The sequence below is a fragment of the Sphaerospermopsis aphanizomenoides BCCUSP55 genome, from assembly GCF_001586785.1.
Classification (GTDB): domain Bacteria; phylum Cyanobacteriota; class Cyanobacteriia; order Cyanobacteriales; family Nostocaceae; genus Sphaerospermopsis_A; species Sphaerospermopsis_A aphanizomenoides_A.
This window is the reverse complement of sequence record NZ_LUFH02000038.1, coordinates 1-23,792: the sequence shown is the minus strand read 5'-3', so window position 1 is coordinate 23,792 and position 23,792 is coordinate 1. Positions and strand designations below refer to the sequence as shown.

The following is a 23,792-nucleotide window of genomic DNA, read 5'->3' as shown; positions in this document are numbered from 1 at the left end:
ATCAAACTAAAGCCGCTTCAGGGATAGCACCTTGTATTTTCCCAAAAGTATCAATTAAAGTTTGCAATTGTTGTTCAGCTTTAAACACACCTAAACCCCTTGCTGTTACCTTTCCAGGAGAATAAACAAACCTACTTCGCATGGTTTCTGTTAAATTTTCTGCTAACAAACTCCAAGCAGGTTCTTCCATTGGAGTTTCTAAAACAATATGCTGTTTGTTCTCTGGTTTAATTCTACTAAAACCTAAACTTTTCGCTAGTTGTTTTAATTCCATCACCCGTAAAAGTTGATTTGCGGGAACAGGAATTGCACCATATCTATCAGTCCATTCTGCTGCTATTGCTTTTAATTCTTCTTTGGATTTTGCTGTTGCTACCGCACGATAAGCACTCATCTTTTGATCAATATCAGTAATGTAAGTAGAAGGAATAAATGCGGTGAGATTGAGATCAATTTGGGTATCATCAACTTTGGGTATTTCTTGACCTCTAATTTCTCTAATCGCTTCCTCTAACATTTCCATGTAAAGATCAAATCCTATTGCATCCATTTGACCAGATTGTTCTGCACCTAGCAAATTACCTACACCGCGAATTTCCATATCTCGCATTGCTAATTGATAACCAGAACCGAGTTGAGTAAATTCTTGAATTGCTCTCAATCTTTGTCTAGCTGCATCGGATAATTCACGCTGTTTAGGGTAAAATAACCATGCGTGAGCTTGGATTCCTGCCCGTCCCACACGACCACGTAATTGATATAATTGAGCTAAACCAAAGCGGTGTGCATCTTCAATTAAAATGGTGTTAACTCGCGGGATATCTAAACCAGATTCAATAATTGTGGTACAAACTAAAATGTCTGCTTCATGATTGCTGAAAGTCAGCATTGTTGATTCTAACTCACTTTCGTCCATTTGACCGTGTGCGATCGCAAATCTTCCCCCTGGAATCATTTCCCGCAAATGTGCAGTTGTTTCTTCAATTCCTTCTACTCGCGGAACTACATAAAATACCTGTCCACCTCGATCTAATTCTTGTCTAATTGCACTTCTCACAATTTCTGGATTTAAAGGTGCAAGATGGGTTTGAATTGGTCTTCTGGTTGGGGGTGGTGTGGTAATTAAACTCATTTCCCGAATTCCAGATAAAGACATATATAATGTTCTGGGAATGGGAGTTGCAGACAAAGTTAACACATCAACTTGGGTTTTCAAACTTTTGATTTTTTCCTTTTGATTCACACCAAATCTTTGTTCTTCATCAATTACCAAAAGTCCTAAATCTCGAAATTGTACACCTTTACCTAATAATTGATGTGTGCCAACAACTATATCTAATTCTCCAGTTGCTAAACGTTTTTGGATATTGCGTTTTTCTTCCGCACTGCGAAAACGATTGAGTAAACCTACATTGACAGGATAAGGTGAAAAACGTTCTTTAATGGTGTGATAATGTTGTTGAGTTAAAATTGTCGTTGGTGCTAAAAGTGCAACTTGTTTACCTGCGGTGACAGCTTTAAAAATCGCTCTAATTGCTACTTCAGTTTTGCCAAAACCCACATCACCACAAACTAACCGATCCATCGGTCTTTCACTTTCCATATCCCGCTTTACGTCTTGCACAGCTTTTAGCTGATCTGTGGTAGGTTGATAGGGGAAAGAATCTTCCATTTCTTCCTGCCAAGGCATATCTGCGGGATAGGAAAAACCTTGTTGTTGAGAACGGGCTGCATACAACTTTAACAAATCAAACGCTAATTTCTTAATTGCTTTTCTGACTTTATTCTTGGTATTATCCCAAGCTTTCCCTGTCATTTTATGCAGTTCTGGTGGTTTATCTGCATTGGTTCTAAACCGAGACAAAGAACCAACTTGATCAGCAGCGACTCTCAGCAAACCATCAGCATATTTAACAACTAAATAATCACGAGTTTCATGATTAATTGTCAAACTTTCTAATTTGACAAACTGACCAATACCGTGACTACGATGAACAACAAAATCTCCCGGTCGTAATTTATTGGGGTCAACTTGTTTAGAAACAGCTTTGCGACGTTTGCGAATATAGCCAAAATTAGCTAAAGAATGTTGTCCGTAAAATTCCCGGTCGGTGAGGATGACAACACGGTAAGAAGGTAAAATAAAACCTTCTAATTCTGCTAAACCAGAATATTTGAGGGCAACAGGTGTATGATTAATTTGCAGTTTATCAATTGCTTGATAATCACGAGGATTAGGAATAAACTGGGCGGGACAATCATGTTCTTGGAGTAGAGAAACAGAACGGGAAGGTTGGGCAGAAATAATCCAAACTGCAAATTTACGCTCACGTTCTTGTCTAATAGTTTCCCCTAATTTGGCAAACTGGTGAGGAGTAACAGGTAAAGGTCTACTAGCTAAATTAGTACCGCTATTTTCTTCAGCTAATTCTGATAAATATAACTTCGGGAAATTCCCAATTTCCACTAAACTTTCATCAAAAGTTCTGTGAATTTTAGGAACTCGCCAAGATTCTTCCCCAGTCCCCAGTCCCCAGTCCCCAGTCCCCAGTTTCCATTGAACTTCAGCATTTTCCACCCAGCGATCGCTATGGGCATGACACTGTTCTACTTCATCAATGGCAACGAGGGTATTTGCTGGTAAATAATCTAAAATTGAAGCAGGTTTGGCAAAAGCTAAACCCAGAAAACGTCTACTTCCTTCTAATGATTGAAAATCCATTTCCTGTAGAGAAGTTTCATGAAAAGTCTCTACAATTTTGGGAAAATCAGAATTTTCTTTTAATGCGGCAGTGACAATTGGTGCAAAGCTGGTAGGAGTAAGAGATATGCGATTAACTTTATCTAAAGCAGAACGTTGAGTAGCGGGGTCAAACTCCCGAATTTGTTCAATTTCATCCCCAAACCATTCCAACCGCACTGGTAACTCAGAAGAAACGGGAAACACATCCACAATATCCCCCCGTCTACTCCATTGACCTTCCGTTTCCACCAAGGGAACTCGTTCATATCCCAAAGCGGTGATTTTTTCGCCGAACTCATCTAAATCATATTCCATCCCCTTTTGTAAAGAGAGGCAAAAAGATTTAAATACCTCTGGGGGTGGTAAATGTGGCTGTAGCGCCCCTATGGTAACAATAATAGCTGTATTCTTATTAGGCAACTGACCACTCACCAAATCAGCTAAAACCTGCATTTGTCCCCAGCTTAACTCAGTTTCTGGGTCAAAAGGTTCGTAAGGAGAAGCTTCAGAAGTAGGGTAAAAATGGACAGTTTTCCATCCCATCGCTTCCATTTGGGCATAAACTCGTCCGGCTTCTTCCAAAGTGGCACAGACTACGCACAAATCTCTACTCTCATTATTGGCTAAAGCCGAAGCTACCAAACCCTTGGGTAAACGGGGAATGCCATTTAACCGCAATTCTTGATTTTTCTTGAGTTTAGTGTTTAGTTCTGCGGTGAGAGGCGATCGCGCCAAAGCACGCACAATAGAAGAAAAAGCCATAATTGTTACTAGAGTGAGAAGTGTTGAAAAGTGGGAAAATCTAGATTGTAGTTATATGTAAACTATTTTAGAGGAATGGTGATTGGTGATTGGGAAAGAAGGGAACAGGGAACAGGGAACAGGTAAAGAATTTTATCCCCACCTCCTGCCTCCTGCCTTCTGCCTCCTGCCTTCTGCCTCCTGCCTCCTGCCTCCTGCTTCCTGCCTCCTGAATAAAATGTCTTCCATCAGTTTTGAAATTTTAATTATTTTGGTGTTAATCTTTGCCAACGGTGTATTCTCCATGTCGGAGATGGCCATAGTTTCGGCACGGAAAGTCAGATTACAGCAATTAGCTAATCAAGGCAATCTTAATGCCCAGGCTGCACTACAATTAGCAGAATCTCCCAATCATTTTTTGTCCATTGTCCAGGTGGGGATTACACTCATCAATATTCTTAATGGTGTGTTTGGTGGTGCTACCATTGCCCAAAGGCTGGAAGGTTATGTCAAACTAGTTCCATTTTTAGCAAGCTATAGTCAACCCATTGCTTTTAGTGTCGTCGTTTTAGTCATCACTTATTTGTCACTGATTATTGGTGAACTTGTACCCAAACGGTTAGCATTAAACAACCCAGAAAGAATTGCTGCAACTGTGGCTATTCCCATGCGGGCTTTAGCTGCCTTAGCTTCCCCAGTAGTGTATTTATTAAGTGCTTCTACAGAAACTGTGTTGCGAATTTTGGGGATTACACCTTCAGAAGAACCCCAAGTTACGGAAGAAGAAATTAAAATTTTAATCGAACAAGGTACAGAAGCGGGAACTTTTGAAGAAGCAGAACAGGATATGGTGGAAAGGGTATTTCGGTTAGGCGATCGCCCTGTGACTGCTTTCATGACACCCAGACCGGATATTGTCTGGTTAGACTTGGAAGATCCCGCAGAAGAAAACCGTCAAAAAATGGCTGATAGTGCCTATTCTCGCTATCCAGTTTGTCAAGAGGGACTAGATAATGTCTTGGGTATTATTCCCGTCACAGACTTATTAGCTAGAAGTTTACGTAATGAACCTTTAGACCTAACTCTAGAATTACGTCAGCCTGTATTTGTACCTGAAAGCACTCGTGGTTTAAGAGTTTTGGAGTTATTCAAACAAACTGTAACTCACATGGCGTTAGTCGTAGATGAATACGGTGTAATTCAAGGTTTAGTCACATTAAACGACATTATGAGTGAAATTGTCGGTGATGTTCCCGCAGGGCCAGGACAGGAAGAACCCCAAGCTGTACAACGGGAAGATGGTTCTTGGTTAGTGGATGGAATGTTACCTGTAGAAGAGTTTTTAGAACTGTTCGACCTAGAAGAATTAGAAACAGAAGAAAGAGGAAATTATCAAACTTTGGGTGGTTTTATCATCACTCATTTAGGACGTATTCCCTCAGCGGCAGATCATTTTGAATGGGACGGTATGCGTTTTGAAGTCATGGATATGGATGGAAATCGGGTAGATAAGGTGCTAATTGTGCCGAGGGAAATTAATAAATAGGTAATTGGTGAGAAATTAGCAGTTATCTATTCACAGTTTTCAAGTCATCAACTCTGAGACAACCTTTTAATTTCTGCACCGACTAATATTTCATGTGCCTTGGCTAACATTTGCGGTATTTTTTCAGCATGGGGACTATTCACAAGACATTCTCGCAAATCTAATTCCTGGAGTTTATCTGCCTTATTCCCAGGAAACCAGGAATTACCATTTCCTAACAGGTTATATCGCATTTTGCTATACTCTACCATGTCATAGGCTAAAGCTAAATTGAATAACCACAAAATCACGCGGATATTGACTTGTCCTGGTGTTTGTTCCCAAGTTGGTAAATTAGTTTCCCAGGTTTTTACCCAGTCTTCTCCGAAAGTTTCTATGGCTGCATTTTCTAAACGTGCAAGAATGGGAGGTAAAATTTTGTCGGCTTTATCTAATAATTCTAAAGTCTTTAAATGTTCATCAAAATCAGTAGGTTTTGCTGCCCCAATACTCAAAGTATGTACTTGGGGATGACTCAAACAAAATAAATCATTAAATACCATCGGACTTAATGGACTACACAAATTAACTAATTTTTCCGATGGTTTATATAATAAGCCACCTTTATTAGATGGGCTGATAATAAATACACCCATATCTAATTTATTAGCAGCTTCAATTGCAGCCCAATTCCACTGATTAATATAGTACCAATGCAAATTTACATAATCAAATTGGTTAGTATTAATTGCTTTTAAAATTATCTCCGTTGGGGCATGAGTAGAAAAACCAATAAATCTAACTTTTCCTTCTGCTTGTAGTTCCTTAGCAACTTCTAAACACCCATTTTCACGAATACTATAATCCCAAATTTCATGATTATTAACACCATGTAACCCAAATAAATCTACATAATCTAATTTCAGATATGCCAAAGATTTTTCAAATGTCTTACGAAATTCTTTCGCATCTGCAACAGGAGAAACTTTAGTTTGTACGATTAATTTTTCACGGGGAAGTTGAGGTAATATTTTTCCCAATTGCATTTCCGAAGTTCCATAACCACGGGCAGTTTCTATATGATTAATTCCTAACTCAACTGCACGACGAATTACTGCTTCTAAATTTTCTTGGTTATCTTGAGGAATTTCTTCTGGTTTTACATCTTGCCATTTAAATTGATATCGCATCCCCCCACAAGAGAACAGGGGCATTTGTAATTCTGTGCGTCCAAATCTTCTGTATAGCATCACGAAATTTTAGATTTTGGATAACGATGGCTTGATATGAATTAACCGCAAAGAACGCAAAGGACACAAAGTTAAGAGGGTTTAAGAGAATTTTGAGTATTGCTGCGTTTATTTTTTCGTCTTTGTGTGAGCTTTTTTACAGGTGGGCATTGCCCACCATACTAATTTGAACTACATTCTACGCACAACAGGTTTACCGTCAATTACTTCACCAATTAAAACCACATCAGCGCAGTTGACGAAAATACCATTTTCCAAAACACCTGGAATATTATTCAGTGTTTTTTCTAAGTTTACAGGGTCATCAATATTATCAAATCTGACATCTATTACCATGTTCCCTTGGTCAGTAATTACGGGTCCAGCTTTTTTGACACCCATCCGTAACTCTGGTTTACCACCTAGTTCTTTAATAGCATTAGTGACGGGGGTGAGTGCCATTGGTATGACTTCTACAGGAACTGCAAATACACTACCCAACCGATCTACAAGTTTACCACTATCAACTACAACAATAAACTGGGCTGCCAGGTAATCTACCACTTTTTCGCGGGTATGTGCTGCACCACCACCTTTAATTAAGTTTTTGTGGGGATCAACTTCATCAGCACCATCAATAGCGATGTCAATATGGTCAATAGCGTCTAAAGTGGTGAGAGGAACTCCGTACTGTTTGGCTAAAACTTCTGACTGAAATGAGGTGGGGATACCAACAATATCTTTAAGTTCACCAGATTTGAGGCGTTCTCCTAAATACTGGATGGTGTAAGCTGTGGTTGAACCTGTTCCTAATCCCACAATTGAACCTGATTTTACCATTTCTGCGGCGGCTTTGCCAACTTCTTGCTTCATCAATTTGACGGGATCTGCTGCTACGGACATTCCTAAACTCCTGGAAATTGAACAAACTCTCACAGCCGAATATTAAACTAAAAACTACATTCGCAGCAATTGACAATCCAAAGCTGAAATTGAATTATGTGGCAATTTTCTGAATTTTTTCCAGATGTCTAATGCAGAATCTCAGAAGAAAACATTTGTGACAACGCCTGAAAATATGGCATTAAGGAGTTAGTTTGTTGAGGAGTTAGGCGATCGCTGATTTCATATCTGAGTAAATGTAGCATTTGCCGCACCATTTCCCATTGTACTTTTAATGTGGGATAAAGCATCACACACAGAGGAAATAATTCTTGTTGAATGGCAGCAATACTCCCTTCTAATGCACATACCCACAGGTAAACTTGGAACATCTCCACATCCCGGATGCTGGAAATTTTCACCACTGGGTCACTCAACTTCCCAGACATGGTACTGTAAGCTGGGAATAATTCAATCACCCGTTGACTAATATTTTTAGCAATTTGTGTACTCACTGGTAGTAACTGTTGTACTGCGGACAAAACTGGCGAATTATAGTTATGTTTAGCTGCTGCTTCATAGGCACGTTGCAGTGGCATATAAAGATGATCATCAATAACTTTAAAGTATGCACTAATGAGGGATTGCTCAACAGGTTCTACTAGTTGAATCAGCATTTGACTAGTGTAATGAAACTGCATACTCACAAAGCCAATCACCCTGGGGTCAGCATTTGTATATTTTTTTCTAATTGCACTGATTTCTGAGCCAACTACTGTAGCCAATTGGTTAGGTGCTACTTTTTCAGCATAGTCTAACAATTTCTGTTCGTCACAGCAATCACTTTCAGTCATGTTTATCACTTCAGATGCTCGCAATGCTTCTGTATCAGTGTACACACTGAGAACTTTTTCATAGATCCTAAAAGAATCTGCCGCAATGTCCCAGGGATTAATCAGGTTGTAATCTATACCATGCTGTTTGACTTCTGCTGATAGTAATATCTCTGTTTTATTCCAGGCTTTAGCACTGATACTGCGTAAGGATTCCCTGATTTTTGTGGCTGTTTTCTCTCGTCCTGCTGATGACGATATCTCCGACAAATCAGATACAGGAGAATTTTTTTGCTGGCTGGGATCAATATGGAGACTTTGCAAATACTTTTTAGCCCATTGCTGTGCTAAAGATTCCACTGATATATTATTTTCTCCATTTGATACTGAATTGACATCATTGCTGAAAATTTCTTTACTAACGGACATTATTTATTACCTAAGTAAGTATTATTGACAAAATCTTAAATACTCAAATTATTTTATAGCAAATATATTGTCAGTAATATTTCTTAGCCTTAAATTCTTACTGTTTACAGTCTACAAGAATTGTATTGTAACATTTTTACTAAAAATACGTACTCTCACTCATCTGACATATATAGGAATCCGGTTTGGTTTCTGAATTTACTTGTGTAGGCAGGCAAAAGGCAAGAGGCAAAAGGCAAGAGGGATTTATAGAATTTAGGTGTACTGAGTTTTGTATGGCTACGCCTCGCAAGCTATCAAAAATCAAATAGTAGTCCTATATTAACAAGCAAATTAATAAATATAAAAATTCTTCTTTATGTGTATCTAAAAATTGATACTTTTGTAAATGAAATTAATAGCAAAACATATATCAGTGAACAGGGAGTAGGGAACTATTAATAAGTTTAAAAGTCTTTATGGTCATGGCTTAGTTCTTAAATTTTGTACCGCCTGAACCTAAAATCTACTGTCAGCAAGGGTGAATATTGATTGTTAGGATCAGTTAGGAGGCAGAAGTGAAAAGGATTTAAGCCTTGTTAATTTCTCTTCAGTGCCATTCTTGTCCAAAATTAGCAGATTGAAAATCGTAATCACTATGAGGCATTTAATAAGTGCAATTTCCTTAACGGTGGTACTGCAAACCTGCCCAATAATTGTCCAAGCACAATCTACAGAACAAGTACCTGTAAAAAGCTCAGAAGATTATATTCAAAAAGTGCTGCAAGCAAAATTAATGGATAACTTACCCGATGGACAATTTTATCCAGAAAGGTTAATTAGTCGAGCTGAATTAGCATCAATTTTAGTGAAAGCTTTTTATTTAGATCAACGACAAATCGCTAAACAAGAAAAAACCATTGTTGTACCAGATGTGCCTAATTATTATTGGGCATATCAAGATATTCAAACAGTGCTAAAAACCGATATTATGAAAGGTTATCGGGGAAATATGTTTTTTCCGAACCAAAAAGTTACTAGGGCGGAAGGTCTAGCGATTTTTGCCCAAGCTTACGGAGTATTTCAATTTCCTAAACAAACCATCAACGCAATTCTCCAATCTTACCCAGATGCACAATTTATACCTAATTGGGCTAGAAAAGCGATCGCTACAGTGATTACGGAAGGATTCATGAATACAGATGCCCAAGGCAATATTAACCCATTACACCCCATGACCCGTGGTGATATGGCTTATCTGTTAAGTAAATATTTGCAACGACAAAAGCCACAAGCAGAAACACCAGTAGTTCCCGGTGTTTCCCAATGATGATGGGGAGCTATCAAGTCAAAAGTCAAAAGTAATAACTCCTGCCTTCTGCCTTCTGCCTTCTGCCTTCTGCCTTCTGCCTCCTGCCTTCTGCCCCCTGCCCCCGGTTGGTGAGCGAAGTCGAACCACTGCCTCCTGCTATATACTGCTACAACAACATTAATGACAGTGAGATTCTTGTAGCCACCTGAGCGTGTGACAATTAAATAATGCCAATGCCAAAAATAGAGTTAGAGAGGAAAACCCTATAGTATGCATCTGAGTGAAATAACCCATCCTAACCAGTTACATGGTTTGTCTATTCGGCAATTGCAACAAATTGCCCGTCAAATTCGAGATAAGCACCTACAAACCGTAGCAGCAACTGGAGGGCATTTGGGGCCTGGTTTGGGAGTTGTAGAATTAACTTTAGGGCTTTACCAGACATTAGACTTAGATCGGGACAAAGTTATTTGGGATGTAGGACATCAAGCTTATCCCCACAAATTAATCACCGGACGTTACAGCGACTTCCATAGCCTCAGACAAAAAGACGGAGTTGCTGGTTATCTCAAACGCTGTGAAAGCAAATTTGATCACTTTGGTGCAGGACACGCTTCTACAAGTATTTCTGCTGCCCTGGGTATGGCTTTAGCCCGTGACTTAAAAGGGGAAAAATTTAAAGCTGTAGCTGTAATTGGAGATGGCGCTTTAACTGGAGGTATGGCTTTAGAAGCTATCAACCACGCCGGACATTTACGCAAAACCAACTTGCTGGTAGTTCTCAATGATAACGAGATGTCAATCTCTCCTAACGTTGGTGCTATTCCCCGCTACCTCAACAAAATGCGTCTTAGCCCACCAGTGCAGTTTCTTTCAGATGGCATTGAAGAACAAGTCAAACACATTCCTTTCGTTGCTGATGAACTGGAACGCATTAAAGAAGGCATGAAGCGGTTAGCAATGTCTAAAGTTGGTGCAGTTTTTGAAGAACTGGGCTTTACCTATATGGGTCCAGTGGATGGCCATAATTTAGAAGAACTCATTGCCACCTTCCAACAAGCACATCAAATTACAGGGCCTGTACTGGTTCACGTAGCCACTATTAAGGGTAAAGGCTATGAAATGGCTGAAAAAGACCAAGTAGGCTATCATGCCCAAAACCCCTTTAATTTGACTACTGGGAAGGCTATTCCTTCCAGTAAGCCCAAACCTCCTGCTTACGCGAAAGTCTTTTCCCACACTTTGGTCAAACTGGCGGAACAAAACCCGAAAATTGTCGGTATTACCGCAGCTATGGCCACAGGTACCGGTTTAGATAAATTACAAGTTAAATTGCCTAATCAATATATTGATGTGGGTATCGCTGAACAACACGCTGTGACTCTGGCTGCTGGTTTAGCTTGTGAAGGTATGCGTCCCGTCGCAGCTATTTATTCCACCTTCTTACAACGTGGCTACGATCAAATTATCCATGATGTCTGCATTCAAAACCTCCCTGTTTTCTTCTGTTTAGACAGGGCAGGAATTGTTGGTGCTGATGGTCCAACTCACCAAGGTATGTATGATATCGCCTATCTGCGTTGTATTCCCAACATGGTGTTAATGGCACCCAAGGATGAAGCAGAACTACAAAGAATGGTAGTGACAGGGATTGAATATACAGATGGTCCTATTGCTATGCGTTTTCCCCGTGGTAATGGTCATGGTGTACCTTTGATGGAAGAAGGATGGGAATCTTTAGAAATTGGTAAAGGGGAAATTCTCCGCCAAGGTGATGATGTGTTAATTGTTGGCTATGGCACAATGGTTTACCCAGGAATGCAAGCAGCAGAAATTCTCAGCGAACATGGCATTGAAGCAACTGTGATTAATGCCCGGTTTGTGAAGCCTTTGGATACTGATTTGATCTTACCTTTGGCTGAGAAAATTGGCCGGGTTGTCACTTTAGAAGAAGGTTGTTTAATGGGAGGTTTCGGTTCTGCGGTAGCTGAAGCTTTACTGGATGCTAATGTTGTTGTCCCTGTAAAACGCATTGGTATTCCTGATGAATTAGTTGATCATGCGACACCAGATGAATCTAAGGTCGAGTTAGGTTTAACTAGTCAGCAAATTGCAGACAATATTTTGCAAGCTTTCTTTAAAAAAGAATTAGCTGTTGTGAAATAGTTTTCATTGTCTGAATCAGGATTTACAGGATTTGAGGATTTACAGGATTTAATGATTATGTATTTCTTCGTTCTGTTGATCTTTTTCTCGTTTCTCGTTCCCATACTCTGTATGGGAATGGTAATTTATTTTTTGTCTGAATCAGGTGGTTATCGAGCGAAGTCGAGATAATATCCAGGATTACAGGATGAACAGGATAGTTTTTGAAGATTGCTGGAAATTTTCAGAAATTGTATTTTGTCTGAATCAGGTGGTTATCGAGCGAAGTCGAGATAATATCCAGGATTTAAGGATGTACAGGATGAAATTATCAAATCTTTCTCAAACCTCTTACCTTAGTGTCCTTTGTGTCTATGCCTAACCTGACTCTGCGCGTTAGCGGAGCTTTCGCTGTCTTCGATACGTGGTTCGTTCTGTAGTGACTTGTGCGTAACCAAGCATAATTAAAATCATATCCTGTTCGCGTAGTGTGGCGTTAGCCATAAATCCTGAAATCCTGGATATCTTGATTTAGACAATATAAATCCCTTGGATTATTTTCAAGGCTATCATAACATAACCCTGTCAGAAGTCAAGACCCTTGTAATTGCGTTGGGTTTGTTGACACTATTCTCAATAATTTGAGGGGAAAAACCCTTGCTCTTGCTTTTTTGGGAAAATGGAGTTAAGAATTGTTAAGGTAAGTGACGCTAAGACGAGCAGTTACCAGTTTTAGAGGAAATTAATTTACATTAACTGTTAATCAAATATTTGCTTGGTTGAAAATGATTTATTAATACTAGAGTCAGAGACTCTAAAATTGCATTCCCAGTCTGAGACTGGGAACGAGAAAACGAGAAACGAGAAACAAGAAATTTATAAAAGGTTGGAAAAATTATGATTGTTGTATTTAGCGGTGCGGGACTTTCGGCTGAAAGTGGAATTCCCACCTTTAGAGGTGCTGGGGGACTGTGGGAAGGATACAAAATAGAAGATGTGGCTACACCTTTGGGTTGGATGAGAAATCAAAAATTAGTCTTAGATTTTTACGCCCAAGGTTTTGAGAAAATGCAGCAATGTCAACCTAATGCAGCACATTTTGCGATAGCTGAATTAGCTAATTCTTTTGATGTGGTTTGCATTACTCAAAATATTGATACTCTGTTAGAAAAGGCAGGAGTGAAAGATGTTTGGCATATTCACGGGAGAATAGATGCTCAAAAATGTGAATGGCATTTTGATATTCCTCCCATGTATGCCGAATGGCAATGTGATTATAAAGCGCAAATAAATAAACCTGTGCAAGGGGGTGATGTTTGTCCAAAGTGCGGTAAACATTTACGTCCTGATGTGGTTTGGTTTGGGGAAGCTGTGGATATGCGAGTTGATGATTTATATAAAATTCAATCTCAGGTAAATATATTTATTGTGGTGGGAACTTCTGCACAGGTTTATCCAGCAGCGAATTTATTGAAGTTTTTTCAAGCTGTACCTGAGAAATATTTTATTGATCCTCATCCTAATGCTGAGTTTTTGGATGGGTTTACTGTTTTTGAAGGTAAGGCTACAGAATATCTACCAGTATTGGTTGAGTCTTTGAAGGTTAAATTCGCTACCCTTGAGCAGTAGTAGCTATTTGATACAACCTGCATGAGTCAAAAAATTACATCAAGTTTAAGAAAATTACCTCCATGCAAATGAAGTGATAACTTAGATAATTAGTTGCCCAGAAGGGCAAATTTTATGAAAAGCTTTGTATCTGCTGTTGGTAAGAGTCGAAAAAATAAACTTGTTGGTTTAGCAGCATCTACGGTAGCAGCTATATCTCTGGCTACTGGTGTTTATACTGCCAATGCTACGCCGTTAAAGACTTCTACAGTTACAGAAATTAACTCAACATCAGTTTCAACTAGTTCAACACCAACGGATCTCAATCATTCTGTTGCCTATCAAGCAATGGGAGTAGAACCTCTTATTCCCCTAATTCTATTTGGTGGGGTAGTGATATTTGTCCCCTTATTCTTTGGTGGACTGGTAGTAATTGGTGAACGGGAAGTTGGCGTAGTTGTTAAAAAATTTACCATCTCAGGTAAAGGACTACCACCAGGAAGATTAATCGCTTTAAATGGAGAAGCTGGTTTACAAGCAGATACCCTCGCACCAGGTTGGCATTGGGGTTACTGGCCTTGGCAATATGCCGTCAAAAAAGAACAAGTTGTTGTTGTTCCCCAAGGTCAAATTGCTTTAATTGTGGCCGCAGATGGGGCATCTAACCCACCAGAACGAATTTTAGGTAAAATTGTTGACTGTGATAACTTCCAAGATGCACGGAAATTTTTAACCAAAGGTGGGGAAAAAGGCCGCCAAATGGGTTTTCTCACCGCAGGTACATATCGCATTAACACGGCTTTGTTTAAAGTGATTACATCTGCGAATGCTAGTAGTCATGGCATGAATCCCGAACAAATGCGGGTGTATAGTGTGTTATCGGATAAAGTCGGTATTGTCACGACCTTAGACGGTTTACCTATTCCTGCTGGTGAAATTGCAGGGCCTGTGATTGAAGGACATGATAACTTCCAAAACGGGCAGAAGTTCCTGAATGGTGGGGGAAGAAGAGGTTTGCAAGAACAGATTTTACTTTCTGGTTCTTGGAATTTAAACCCTTGGTTTGTGCAAGTTGAACAAGTACCAATGACAGAAATTCCCATTGGTTATGTGGGGGTGGTAATTTCTTTCGTGGGACAAGATCAAGAAGATGTCAGCGGTGCATCTTTCACACATGGTAATTTAGTCAAACCGGGACATAAGGGAGTGTGGGTAGAACCGCTTTATCCTGGTAAACAACCGCTGAACTCGCGGATCATGAAAATTGAGTTAGTGCCGACTACGAATATTGTTTTAAACTGGTCAAGGAGAACAGAACGTCATAGTTATGATGCCCAACTTGCATCTTTAACAGTGCGATCGCGTGATGGTTTCGCTTTTGATTTAGAAGTAGCACAAATTATCCACGTTGGTGCTTTGGATGCACCCAAGGTAATTTCCCGTGTGGGTTCAATGCAGAATTTAGTAGATCATGTACTAGAACCGACCATTGGTAACTATTTCCGCAACTCTGCCCAAGATTATACTGTACTCGATTTCTTGACCGCCCGGAGTGAAAGACAAAGCGAAGCCGCAGAATATATTAAAACCGCTTTGCGTACTTATGATGTGCAAGCAATAGATACCTTAATTGGTGATATTCAGCCTCCTGCAACCTTGATGCAGACACAAACAGACCGCAAAATTGCTGAAGAAGAACGGAAAACCTATGAAGTGCAGCAAATGGCACAAACTCAACGTCAGCAATTGGTGCGGGAAACTGCTTTGGCTAATATTCAGCAAGAAATGGTGCAATCTGAACAAAGCGTGCAAATTGCGGAATTGAAATCTCAAGCTGCTATTAAGGAAGCAAACGGACAAGCGGAAGCAACGAAGCTGAAAGCTTTAGCAGAAGCAGAAGGTATCCGTGCTACAGGTAATGCAAAAGCTGAAACCTACCGCACTGGTGTACAAGCTTTGGGAATGCAAGGTTATACAGCGATGCAATTAATGCAAATTATCGGCGATCGCAATGTCCGTTTAATTCCTGATATCATGGTAGGTGGTAACAATGGTACGAGTAATGGTTTGGTAGATGGTTTGTTATCTATGATTCTCTGGAATCAAACTGGTCATAACCAAGCTAAAACAGGTATAGTTCCTCCACCACCACCGAAGAAAAGTGAACAACAAAATGGTAATGGTCAAATTTTAGGTGAGTTACCAAAAGAATAAGAAAAGGGTGTAGGGTGTAGAGAAACGTTGAGGAAATTTTGCTAATTCAAGAATGTTATCGGTTAATTAAGTTAATTGGTGATGGGGGAAAATATCAGACTTTTATGGCTGTTGATGAAGGTCTATTTCCCCCAGTTTATTGTATTGTCCATAAATTTTCTCAAGTGCAGGAAATACAACTCAGGTTGATTGAGAAATTTGAAAAATTAAAAAACTTAAATAATCATCCACAAATCCCCAATTTATTAACATCGTTCCCAGATCATCAAGATTATTATTTGGTCTATGAGTTTATTTCTGGTGATAATTTAAAGACGATTTTAGCTAAAGAGGGTGTTTTTCAAGAATCGCAAATTTGGCAACTTTTAAAAAGTGTCTTACCGATTCTAGATTTTATTCACAATCAGCAAATTATTCATGGTAATATCAAACCAGAAAATCTGATTATTAAAAATTCCCTTTTATCGGCAATATCCAATCATTTAGTTTTGGTAAATTTTGCATCTGCTCAAATATTCACTACCAATCCTATCAACGCCCAACAAATAACTGGTAGTCCTGAATATATCGCCCCAGAACAATTACAAGGAAATCCAACCTTTAGTAGTGACCTGTATAGTTTAGGTGTAACTTGTATTTATCTACTCACACAAATTCCTCCCTTTGATTTATTTGATATTGCTAATAATCAATGGGTATGGCAAGATTATTTAACCACCCCCGTGAGCGAATATCTAACACAAACCTTAGAAAAATTAATCAATCCTAATTTACAAAACCGCTGGAAATCAACAGCAGAAATTATCACCCAACTAGGAATCAAAAACCTTCATCCGCGTTTATCTGCGTCCATCTGCGTTCCCAAAAATATCACCATCAAAAATCAACTTGATAGTCAAATTAACACCTTAGCATTTTCACCAGACAATCAAATTTTAGCTAGTGGTGATGACAGTAAAAATATTAAAATTTGGGATCTGCAAACTCAAAAAATCTTAGCTAACTTGACAGGACATACAAAAGCCGTACAATCAGTAGTTTTTAATCCCGATGGACAAATTTTAGCAACAGCAGGTGATGATAAAATTATTAAATTATGGGATGTGAAAACATTTCAAGAAATTACTACCTTGAAGGGACATTCCCACGCTGTCAAAACATTAGCTTTTCACCATGATGGCAAAATTCTGGCCAGTGGTAGTTGGGACAAAACTATTAAAATTTGGAATGTAAATACAGGTGCAGAAATTTGTACAATTACAGGACATCAATTACAAATCAACGCTGTTGTTTTTAGTCCTGAAAATCATATATTAGCTAGTGCTAGTTGCGATCGCACAGTGCGTCTGTGGAAATTACAACTAGACCAAACCTCACAAAACTGTCAATATAATTTATTATCTACTCTTGTCGGTCATACACGCGCCGTATCAGCAGTGGCTTTTAGTCCTAACGGCAAGATTTTAGCAACAGGTAGCGATGATAACACCATTAAAATATGGGATGTGAACACTGGTGAATTAATTAGCACACTTGTAGGGCATTCCTGGTCAGTGGTAGGATTAGCTTTTACAGCCGATAGTCAAACCCTAATTAGTTCCAGTTGGGATAAAACCATCAAACTTTGGAATGTCAGTAAAAAAGCAGAAATAGCAACTCTATTGGATCATTGTGACTCAGTATCTACGGTTGCCATTAGTTCAGATTCACAAATAATTGCTACTGGTAGCAGAGACAAAACTATCAAAATATGGAATAATTGGAAATTGGGGACTGGGGAATAGGGACTGGGGAGAAATAAATCCAAAATTCAAAATTCAAAACTCTTGCCTTTTGCCTTCTGCCTTCTGCCTTCCTGTTCCCTGTTCCCTGTTCCCTGTTCCCTGTTCCCTGTTCCCTGTTCCCTAATTAAAACAATCAGGCGCTACCTGTGAAGGCAACTTCAGGAAACTTCAACTGTGCCTCTGCCATTGGGCGATTTCTACCTTCTTCTTGCCAGTAGTTAATCACCTCTGTTGCCTTGTTCAGCAACTCGACGCGATCAATATCAGTAATCCAGTGTTTGGATTCTAACTCTTTTTTGAGTTCTTCCCAAGCATCATTACGAGGCCAGAAGAAGTATTTAGTTAAGGGACTTGTGCCTTTACCGACTATTTGATCGACTGCTAAGGCTACGTTCTCATCTAACCAGAGAATTTTTAAGATAAATTTCGACAATCGTACCTCCGGGACAAATCCGGCTATAACTTACTAAGTTTGCGATCCCTTATTGTAACTTAATATCTGTCCAATTGACTAATGAGTTTGAATATCTGGCAGGAGGAAGGTGACAGGTGACAGGTGACAGGTGACAGGTGACAGGTGACAGGTGACAGGTGAAAGAAATTTGTATGGAAGCGTCTGGATCTATTTTGGATTTTGAATTTTTGCGCGAGAGGGTGGGTGTTAAAAAACCATTCGCTGAAAAAAGCCCTGAATTCTTTTGCTGGCAAGACTTTCCAGGATTTTCTGCTGTTGACCCACTCGCGCACCTTACACAGCAAGGGTTTTGGCGTTTTTCGCTCTTGACACAATTTCTGAAATGGACTATGATTAGATCATCCGCGCAATCGAACCTTGAAAACTACATATATATAGGCTTTCAGGATGCCGCTATTGCAATTTCACCTAATCCCTATTAGGGATTGAAACGCCAATAATAAACCCGCCAGAACCGCCTGGTTTTTGAAATTGCAATTTCACCTAATCCCTATTAGGGATTGAAACTATATTTTATATAAAATGTACCCAGTGACTATCAATTGCAATTTCACCTAATCCCTATTAGGGATTGAAACGTTGTTGGTTGTTGGTATGGTTGGATTAGTCTTCAATTGCAATTTCACCTAATCCCTATTAGGGATTGAAACGCTTGCCCTGTTGCACGAAGAAATGTGCAATTATTGCAATTTCACCTAATCCCTATTAGGGATTGAAACGTTTACTGCGACAATGGCGCGTATATCTTAAGTTCATTGCAATTTCACCTAATCCCTATTAGGGATTGAAACTTTTCACTTTATATCGCAAAACCAAGACAGAGGTAATTGCAATTTCACCTAATCCCTATTAGGGATTGAAACTTTCATGATCACTTGCTAGGGACTCCATCAACGATGCAGATTGCAATTTCACCTAATCCCTATTAGGGATTGAAACCCTCCTGTTTGGTTAAGTAAGTCATGAATCCTGCCTCATATTGCAATTTCACCTAATCCCTATTAGGGATTGAAACATCAGGTGCATAATCTGAATAACATTCTGCTGTTGATTGCAATTTCACCTAATCCCTATTAGGGATTGAAACGCTAAGGATTTAACTTGAGCATAGGAGTAGGCGATCTCATATTGCAATTTCACCTAATCCCTATTAGGGATTGAAACACGATTATTCGGAAGAGGTAAATAGTATATTCTCTGAATTGCAATTTCACCTAATCCCTATTAGGGATTGAAACATTGCTAACATTCAGGGCATAGAGTGTGCATCAGTAACATTGCAATTTCACCTAATCCCTATTAGGGATTGAAACGGGTTGAATTTTTGAATGACTCTTTTTGAGAAAATATCCGCAATTGCAATTTCACCTAATCCCTATTAGGGATTGAAACCCAAGGATAATAACAAACGACGCTCACTTTTTAACTATTGCAATTTCACCTAATCCCTATTAGGGATTGAAACATGGTAAAACAAAATCTGGTAGAATAGTTATTGCAATTTCACCTAATCCCTATTAGGGATTGAAACCATTTTATAGGAAGATACTTGACGATAAAATAGATATAAAATTGCAATTTCACCTAATCCCTATTAGGGATTGAAACACATTCGGTTTACAAAGCAAGTATTTGTCAACATTAAGAATTGCAATTTCACCTAATCCCTATTAGGGATTGAAACTTTGATAGCCAGACTATTTTCTTCTTTGGTAGAAAAGCGATCGCTCATTGCAATTTCACCTAATCCCTATTAGGGATTGAAACTTCACGAATTTAGTAGCTGGTCAAAACTACATCAAATTGCAATTTCACCTAATCCCTATTAGGGATTGAAACTCTAGAAACTATTTAACGACTCTTTCTAGTGGTCATAGATTGCAATTTCACCTAATCCCTATTAGGGATTGAAACCCTGCAAAACCAAAGAAGGGGTACCGGATGCGGGTAAACAAATTGCAATTTCACCTAATCCCTATTAGGGATTGAAACATGAGCGTTTAGGTGGTGGGATTTGGACTATAGAAATTGCAATTTCACCTAATCCCTATTAGGGACTGAAAAATCATTTACCATTTGGACGTTGAATAATAGTTTCCACCACCCGTTTTTTAACCTGCGGATCAATTCCCACCAAGCGCACATACTCACCACTAAATTCAGCCAAACAAGATTCTAAAGTAGAAACAACATCAGATTCAGCATCAGTATTAATAGTACCGCAACTTTGCCAAGAACCAGTGCGAAAACGACGTTCATCTATATGTTCAATGCCGATTTTATAACCTTGAGACAAAATTTTGCGAACTTGGGCTTGGATATCTAAAGTTAAATGTGTATTAGATAGTTTTTCCTGGGGAACAGTAGCTTCATGAATTGGTGTTTGTACAACAGCAGCAGCAGGTTGAGAAATTGTACTCCGATGTAAACGATTATATTCATCAACCAAATGAGAAGTTTCCACCCGTTTTTGTTCACCCACCATGAATTTAGCAGACTCAATTAAATGAGATAAGCTGAAATCAGGCTTTTTAAACACTGGTGGTCCATCGGCGCTATTAACCACACGCAAAGATACATTTTCAAAACCAATTTGATGAATAAATTCGCGGATTTGTTCATCATAAATTCGGGAACGTAAAGCACTAAAGAAGTCAATAGATTGAGAAGGGAAAGTATCTACTAACTGTTCAACTTCCCGCTGAGAAAGACCATCTTCTGTAAAAATACCACCAACAATCCCCACCTTGTCATCACGGTTAGGTTCCCAGTAAAATTTTTCCATCCTTCCATCTCGAATTAATGGTGCATAAAGTGTGGAAAAATCATTTCCTGTAACAATAATTGGTACACGACGAATTGGGTTAGCATCATAACTTCCAGGTAACTGCACATCTGTGGGATTATCAGCAATATTCATCAATGTAGCATTTACCAATTGAGTATTAACTGTGTATTGAGTACCTTCGTCAAAGCGTCCTGCACCAGCATCTAAATCATTAATCATTAGCACGCACATTTTTCCGCGTACCTTGATTAATTCTGCTGTTTCTCGATAACGTAACCGAATTAACCGCGCGGGATCTCCTGCATCTGGACTTTCTAATTCTCCTCCAGAGATGAGAGTTGTTTCAATGCCCATTTTTTCAAACACTAATTCACATTGAAAAGATTTTCCTTCTCCTTTGCGACCATGAATACCTAAAATTAACGGAACTCGAATACCGGGAATATTTAAAAAGTTTTTAGTGATATGAACAGCAAGTTTATCCAGAAAGCTGGGAGCGATATAGTAACTCATAGAATTATCCCTGGGAATGATTTATGACAATCATGGTAGATTTTTTCGGTCAGCATTGAAAACGCTAAATTTACACTAATGCTTTATCATACTAATTGGACATCAAATAAATTATACTATGAATCATTCATCAATTAAAATTGAAAAATTACTAAATCATGATTTGGAAGAACTGAGAAAAGTTAGTCAAGAAATTCGGTATACTCACTATCCCGGAATCATCAGTATTCCACAAATAGAATATATGTTGGAAAAAATGTATGGAATGGGAGTAATTGAAAATGAAATTGATAATTTAGGAATATTTTACGATAAAGTGGTGAAAAGTTCTGACATCGTTGGTTATTTATCCTATGGTGCGGAAATAAAAGAGAATATTAATTGTTTAAAATTACATAAATGTTACCTATTACCCTCGCTGCATGGTTTCGGCTATGGACAAATAATGTTATCTCATGTTTGTCAAAAAACTCAAGCAATGAACTGTCAAAAAATTCTCCTTAACGTCAATAAAAGGAATGAAAAAGGAATTACAGCTTATACCCGATTTGGGTTCAGAATTATTGCCAGTGAAATTAAAGATTTTGGTGGTGGGTTTGTGATGGATGATTATATCATGGCTTACGAACTTTAAGAATTGACACTTCTCGGTCTAAGAGGATGTCTGAAAAGTATCAGAATTGATCGAGATCCCCCCAACCCCCTTAGAAAGGGGGGCTAAATTACTCACGCCACGCAACATCCTCTTAAACTGCGTGTATATCTACACAAGGCTCACCATGACAATGATTAACTTCCACCGAAACGTGAACAAGAGAGGGAATATCTCGAAGTAGGTTTTTATAATATTCTGGTGTTTTTGGGTAATGAGTAACCAGAGAAATTGTAGCTGCTAAATAATCTTGACCCACATACCAAATATGCAAATCTGTAATCCGATTATCAGCATCTTCTTCAATAGCATTAACAATAGCTAATTTTGTTTGTTTGTCACTTGCACCATCTAACAAAATTAAACTCGTATCACGCACCAAACCATAAGACCATTTAGCAATTACAGCAGCACCAACAAATCCCATTGCTGCATCCATCCATACCCAACCCAGGAACTTGCCAGCGAATAAAGCAACAATGGCAAAAACAGAAGTTAGTGCATCTGCCAAAACATGAAGATAAGCAGCACGAAGATTATGATCATGATGATCGTGATGAGAGTGATGATCATGATTGTGATCATCTTCATGTTCATGGTGATGATGATCTTGCAGTAAGAAAGCACTAGCAATATTGACAACTAACCCGATGACAGCAACACCAATTGCTTCATTGAACTGAATAGTTTGCGGCTGAAAAAGACGACCTAAAGATTCAACTCCCATCACAAAAGCGATGACAGCAAGTGCAACAGCACTAGTAAATCCTCCCAGAACGCTAACCTTTCCTGTTCCAAAGGTATATTTAGGATTATTGGCATTACTCCGCGCATATTGATAGGCAAATACCGTAATTCCAAACGCTGCAACATGGGTTGCCATGTGCCAACCATCGGCCAGCAAAGCCATTGAACCAAAAATCGTTCCGGCGACAATCTCAGCCAACATCGTCAATGCTGTCAGTAGCATCACTATTTTGGTGTTTCTCTCTGCATGATGTTGGTCAACAGAAAAATCATGAGAATGCTGCCATTGTTCAAGCCTATGGATATGCACGGAAATTGTTACACTCCTTTCGTTAATATTTAAAGATTACAGGACATCAACAGCATAATAAAACAAACAGACCTAAAATCTGTCACCTGTCACCTGTCCCCTGTCACCTGTTATCCAGGTAAATCTAAAGCAATTAACAAAGCCTGTGCCAGATGGGTCATCACCGCTTCAGAAAGTACCCCCCTCAAACGCAAAAAGCGGGTTTTGGACAATACCCGCACCTGATCTGCCATTGCGATCGAGTCTTTCTTGAGTCCGCCATCTGGTGCTAAAATTAGGACTTGAGTGGGGTAAACTCTTTTACCAGTTTGGTAAGTGGTACAAGGTACTGCTAAAACTACCGGGCTAGATACATTAATCACGTCACGACTGACAATAATTACGGGGCGAGTTCCTCCCTGTTCTGAACCCTCAGTCATCTCCAGACGCGCATCATACACTTCACCCCTTCTCATCTTGGAATTTCCCCTAGCTGCAAAGCCTCCCATTGCGCTGGTGCAAACTCCGCCTCCATTTTTAAAACTTCCGCTTGATAATCAGGATCTCTGGTCATTTCTGCCAAAGCAGCATCTATTTCGGCTCTTTTTTGGGCTGCCAACTCCCGTTTTAAAGCTTTAACCACAAAGTCATTTCGACTCTTGGCTTTTCCCTCCAATACTGCTTTATCTGTGGCTTCTAACAATTCTTTGGGGATAGTTAACGTCGTGCGAATGGTTTCTGCCTTCATAGCGCGTTCATCATGTGATGTCTGAAGTGACGACTTATATGATATCGCTTTAGGCATCAAATAGTAAGTAAAAGATGAACTCTAAAGAAATAAGGGTGTAGGGGTGTAGGGTGTAGGGGTGTAGGGGTGTAGGGTGTAGGGTGTAGGGTGTAGGGG

Annotated in this window: 16 protein-coding genes and 1 CRISPR repeat array; of the genes, 7 read left to right on the top strand and 9 right to left on the bottom strand. The window is 39.2% G+C overall.

Annotated features, from left to right (window positions below; genetic code table 11):
- Window position 1: 1 nt before the first annotated feature.
- Window positions 2-3,505: a transcription-repair coupling factor gene (gene mfd / locus A0J48_RS11595; RefSeq protein WP_200323214.1), complete on the bottom strand. Its 3,504-nt coding sequence runs from the start codon at window positions 3,503-3,505 to the stop codon at window positions 2-4.
- 217 nt (window positions 3,506-3,722) lie between these two features.
- Between mfd and A0J48_RS11590 the strand changes: the two genes are divergently transcribed.
- The gene (locus tag A0J48_RS11590) at window positions 3,723-5,030 is read left to right on the top strand and encodes a hemolysin family protein (protein WP_200323213.1); all 1,308 of its coding nucleotides are present in this window, start codon (window positions 3,723-3,725) and stop codon (window positions 5,028-5,030) included.
- 47 nt (window positions 5,031-5,077) lie between these two features.
- Here the strand turns inward: A0J48_RS11590 and A0J48_RS11585 are convergent, their stop codons facing one another.
- The 3 genes from A0J48_RS11585 to A0J48_RS11575 all read right to left on the bottom strand — a co-directional run bounded on the left by A0J48_RS11585 (window position 5,078) and on the right by A0J48_RS11575 (window position 8,382).
- A complete protein-coding gene (locus tag A0J48_RS11585) occupies window positions 5,078-6,259 on the bottom strand; it encodes an aldo/keto reductase (RefSeq protein ID WP_200323261.1) in 1,182 nt (393 codons plus the stop codon).
- 171 nt (window positions 6,260-6,430) lie between these two features.
- Window positions 6,431-7,141, bottom strand: a complete 711-nt coding sequence (gene rpiA, locus A0J48_RS11580; protein WP_200323212.1) for a ribose-5-phosphate isomerase RpiA — start codon at window positions 7,139-7,141, stop codon at window positions 6,431-6,433.
- A 128-nt stretch (window positions 7,142-7,269) separates the two neighbouring features.
- The gene (locus A0J48_RS11575) at window positions 7,270-8,382 is read right to left on the bottom strand and encodes a hypothetical protein (protein WP_200323211.1); all 1,113 of its coding nucleotides are present in this window, start codon (window positions 8,380-8,382) and stop codon (window positions 7,270-7,272) included.
- Window positions 8,383-9,019: 637 nt separating this feature from the next.
- Between A0J48_RS11575 and A0J48_RS11570 the strand changes: the two genes are divergently transcribed.
- The 5 genes from A0J48_RS11570 to A0J48_RS11550 all read left to right on the top strand — a co-directional run bounded on the left by A0J48_RS11570 (window position 9,020) and on the right by A0J48_RS11550 (window position 17,424).
- On the top strand, window positions 9,020-9,691 hold the full coding sequence (locus A0J48_RS11570; RefSeq protein WP_200323210.1) for an S-layer homology domain-containing protein: 672 nt from the start codon (window positions 9,020-9,022) through the stop codon (window positions 9,689-9,691).
- A gap of 252 nt (window positions 9,692-9,943) precedes the next feature.
- Window positions 9,944-11,839 (top strand): 1-deoxy-D-xylulose-5-phosphate synthase, encoded by a 1,896-nt coding sequence (dxs, locus tag A0J48_RS11565; protein ID WP_200323209.1) that lies wholly within the window; start codon window positions 9,944-9,946, stop codon window positions 11,837-11,839.
- A gap of 876 nt (window positions 11,840-12,715) precedes the next feature.
- Window positions 12,716-13,447 carry an SIR2 family NAD-dependent protein deacylase gene (locus A0J48_RS11560; protein ID WP_200323208.1) on the top strand — a complete coding sequence of 244 codons (732 nt, stop codon included), beginning with the start codon at window positions 12,716-12,718 and terminating at the stop codon, window positions 13,445-13,447.
- 114 nt (window positions 13,448-13,561) lie between these two features.
- Entirely contained in the window at window positions 13,562-15,640 is a 2,079-nt protein-coding gene (locus A0J48_RS11555) for an SPFH domain-containing protein (RefSeq protein WP_200323207.1), read from the top strand.
- 38 nt (window positions 15,641-15,678) lie between these two features.
- Window positions 15,679-17,424, top strand: a complete 1,746-nt coding sequence (locus A0J48_RS11550; protein ID WP_234300862.1) for a serine/threonine-protein kinase — start codon at window positions 15,679-15,681, stop codon at window positions 17,422-17,424.
- Between the two features lie 133 nt (window positions 17,425-17,557).
- Here the strand turns inward: A0J48_RS11550 and A0J48_RS11545 are convergent, their stop codons facing one another.
- Window positions 17,558-17,884 carry a 30S ribosomal protein PSRP-3 gene (locus A0J48_RS11545; RefSeq protein ID WP_325078693.1) on the bottom strand — a complete coding sequence of 109 codons (327 nt, stop codon included), beginning with the start codon at window positions 17,882-17,884 and terminating at the stop codon, window positions 17,558-17,560.
- A gap of 410 nt (window positions 17,885-18,294) precedes the next feature.
- A CRISPR array of direct repeats spans window positions 18,295-19,963; the repeat unit is 37 nt; unit sequence ATTGCAATTTCACCTAATCCCTATTAGGGATTGAAAC.
- Between the two features lies 1 nt (window position 19,964).
- Window positions 19,965-21,200, bottom strand: coding sequence for a ribulose bisphosphate carboxylase small subunit (locus A0J48_RS11540; RefSeq protein ID WP_200323205.1), 1,236 nt, complete (start codon window positions 21,198-21,200; stop codon window positions 19,965-19,967).
- Window positions 21,201-21,318: 118 nt separating this feature from the next.
- Between A0J48_RS11540 and A0J48_RS11535 the strand changes: the two genes are divergently transcribed.
- Entirely contained in the window at window positions 21,319-21,834 is a 516-nt protein-coding gene (locus A0J48_RS11535) for a GNAT family N-acetyltransferase (RefSeq protein ID WP_200323203.1), read from the top strand.
- 112 nt (window positions 21,835-21,946) lie between these two features.
- Here A0J48_RS11535 and dmeF read toward each other — a convergent pair whose 3' ends face one another.
- From dmeF to A0J48_RS11520, 3 genes are all read right to left on the bottom strand, one after another.
- On the bottom strand, window positions 21,947-22,909 hold the full coding sequence (dmeF, locus tag A0J48_RS11530; protein WP_200323201.1) for a CDF family Co(II)/Ni(II) efflux transporter DmeF: 963 nt from the start codon (window positions 22,907-22,909) through the stop codon (window positions 21,947-21,949).
- A gap of 110 nt (window positions 22,910-23,019) precedes the next feature.
- A complete protein-coding gene (locus A0J48_RS11525) occupies window positions 23,020-23,364 on the bottom strand; it encodes a type II toxin-antitoxin system PemK/MazF family toxin (protein ID WP_200323199.1) in 345 nt (114 codons plus the stop codon).
- A complete protein-coding gene (locus tag A0J48_RS11520; protein ID WP_200323197.1) occupies window positions 23,361-23,636 on the bottom strand; it encodes a ribbon-helix-helix domain-containing protein in 276 nt (91 codons plus the stop codon). The genes A0J48_RS11525 and A0J48_RS11520 overlap by 4 nt, the downstream gene beginning before the upstream one ends.
- Window positions 23,637-23,792 lie beyond the last annotated feature (156 nt).

Excerpts from the sequence above, each read along its gene's own strand:
- mfd (WP_200323214.1), bottom strand. The coding sequence starts at position 3,505 with ATGGCTTTTTCTTCTATTGTGCGTGCTTTGGCGCGATCGCCTCTCACC.
- A0J48_RS11590 (WP_200323213.1), top strand. The coding sequence starts at position 3,723 with ATGTCTTCCATCAGTTTTGAAATTTTAATTATTTTGGTGTTAATCTTT.
- A0J48_RS11585 (WP_200323261.1), bottom strand. The coding sequence starts at position 6,259 with ATGCTATACAGAAGATTTGGACGCACAGAATTACAAATGCCCCTGTTC.
- rpiA (WP_200323212.1), bottom strand. The coding sequence starts at position 7,141 with ATGTCCGTAGCAGCAGATCCCGTCAAATTGATGAAGCAAGAAGTTGGC.
- A0J48_RS11575 (WP_200323211.1), bottom strand. The coding sequence starts at position 8,382 with ATGTCCGTTAGTAAAGAAATTTTCAGCAATGATGTCAATTCAGTATCA.
- A0J48_RS11570 (WP_200323210.1), top strand. The coding sequence starts at position 9,020 with ATGAGGCATTTAATAAGTGCAATTTCCTTAACGGTGGTACTGCAAACC.
- dxs (WP_200323209.1), top strand. The coding sequence starts at position 9,944 with ATGCATCTGAGTGAAATAACCCATCCTAACCAGTTACATGGTTTGTCT.
- A0J48_RS11560 (WP_200323208.1), top strand. The coding sequence starts at position 12,716 with ATGATTGTTGTATTTAGCGGTGCGGGACTTTCGGCTGAAAGTGGAATT.
- A0J48_RS11555 (WP_200323207.1), top strand. The coding sequence starts at position 13,562 with ATGAAAAGCTTTGTATCTGCTGTTGGTAAGAGTCGAAAAAATAAACTT.
- A0J48_RS11540 (WP_200323205.1), bottom strand. The coding sequence starts at position 21,200 with ATGAGTTACTATATCGCTCCCAGCTTTCTGGATAAACTTGCTGTTCAT.
- A0J48_RS11535 (WP_200323203.1), top strand. The coding sequence starts at position 21,319 with ATGAATCATTCATCAATTAAAATTGAAAAATTACTAAATCATGATTTG.
- A0J48_RS11525 (WP_200323199.1), bottom strand. The coding sequence starts at position 23,364 with ATGAGAAGGGGTGAAGTGTATGATGCGCGTCTGGAGATGACTGAGGGT.
- A0J48_RS11520 (WP_200323197.1), bottom strand. The coding sequence starts at position 23,636 with ATGAAGGCAGAAACCATTCGCACGACGTTAACTATCCCCAAAGAATTG.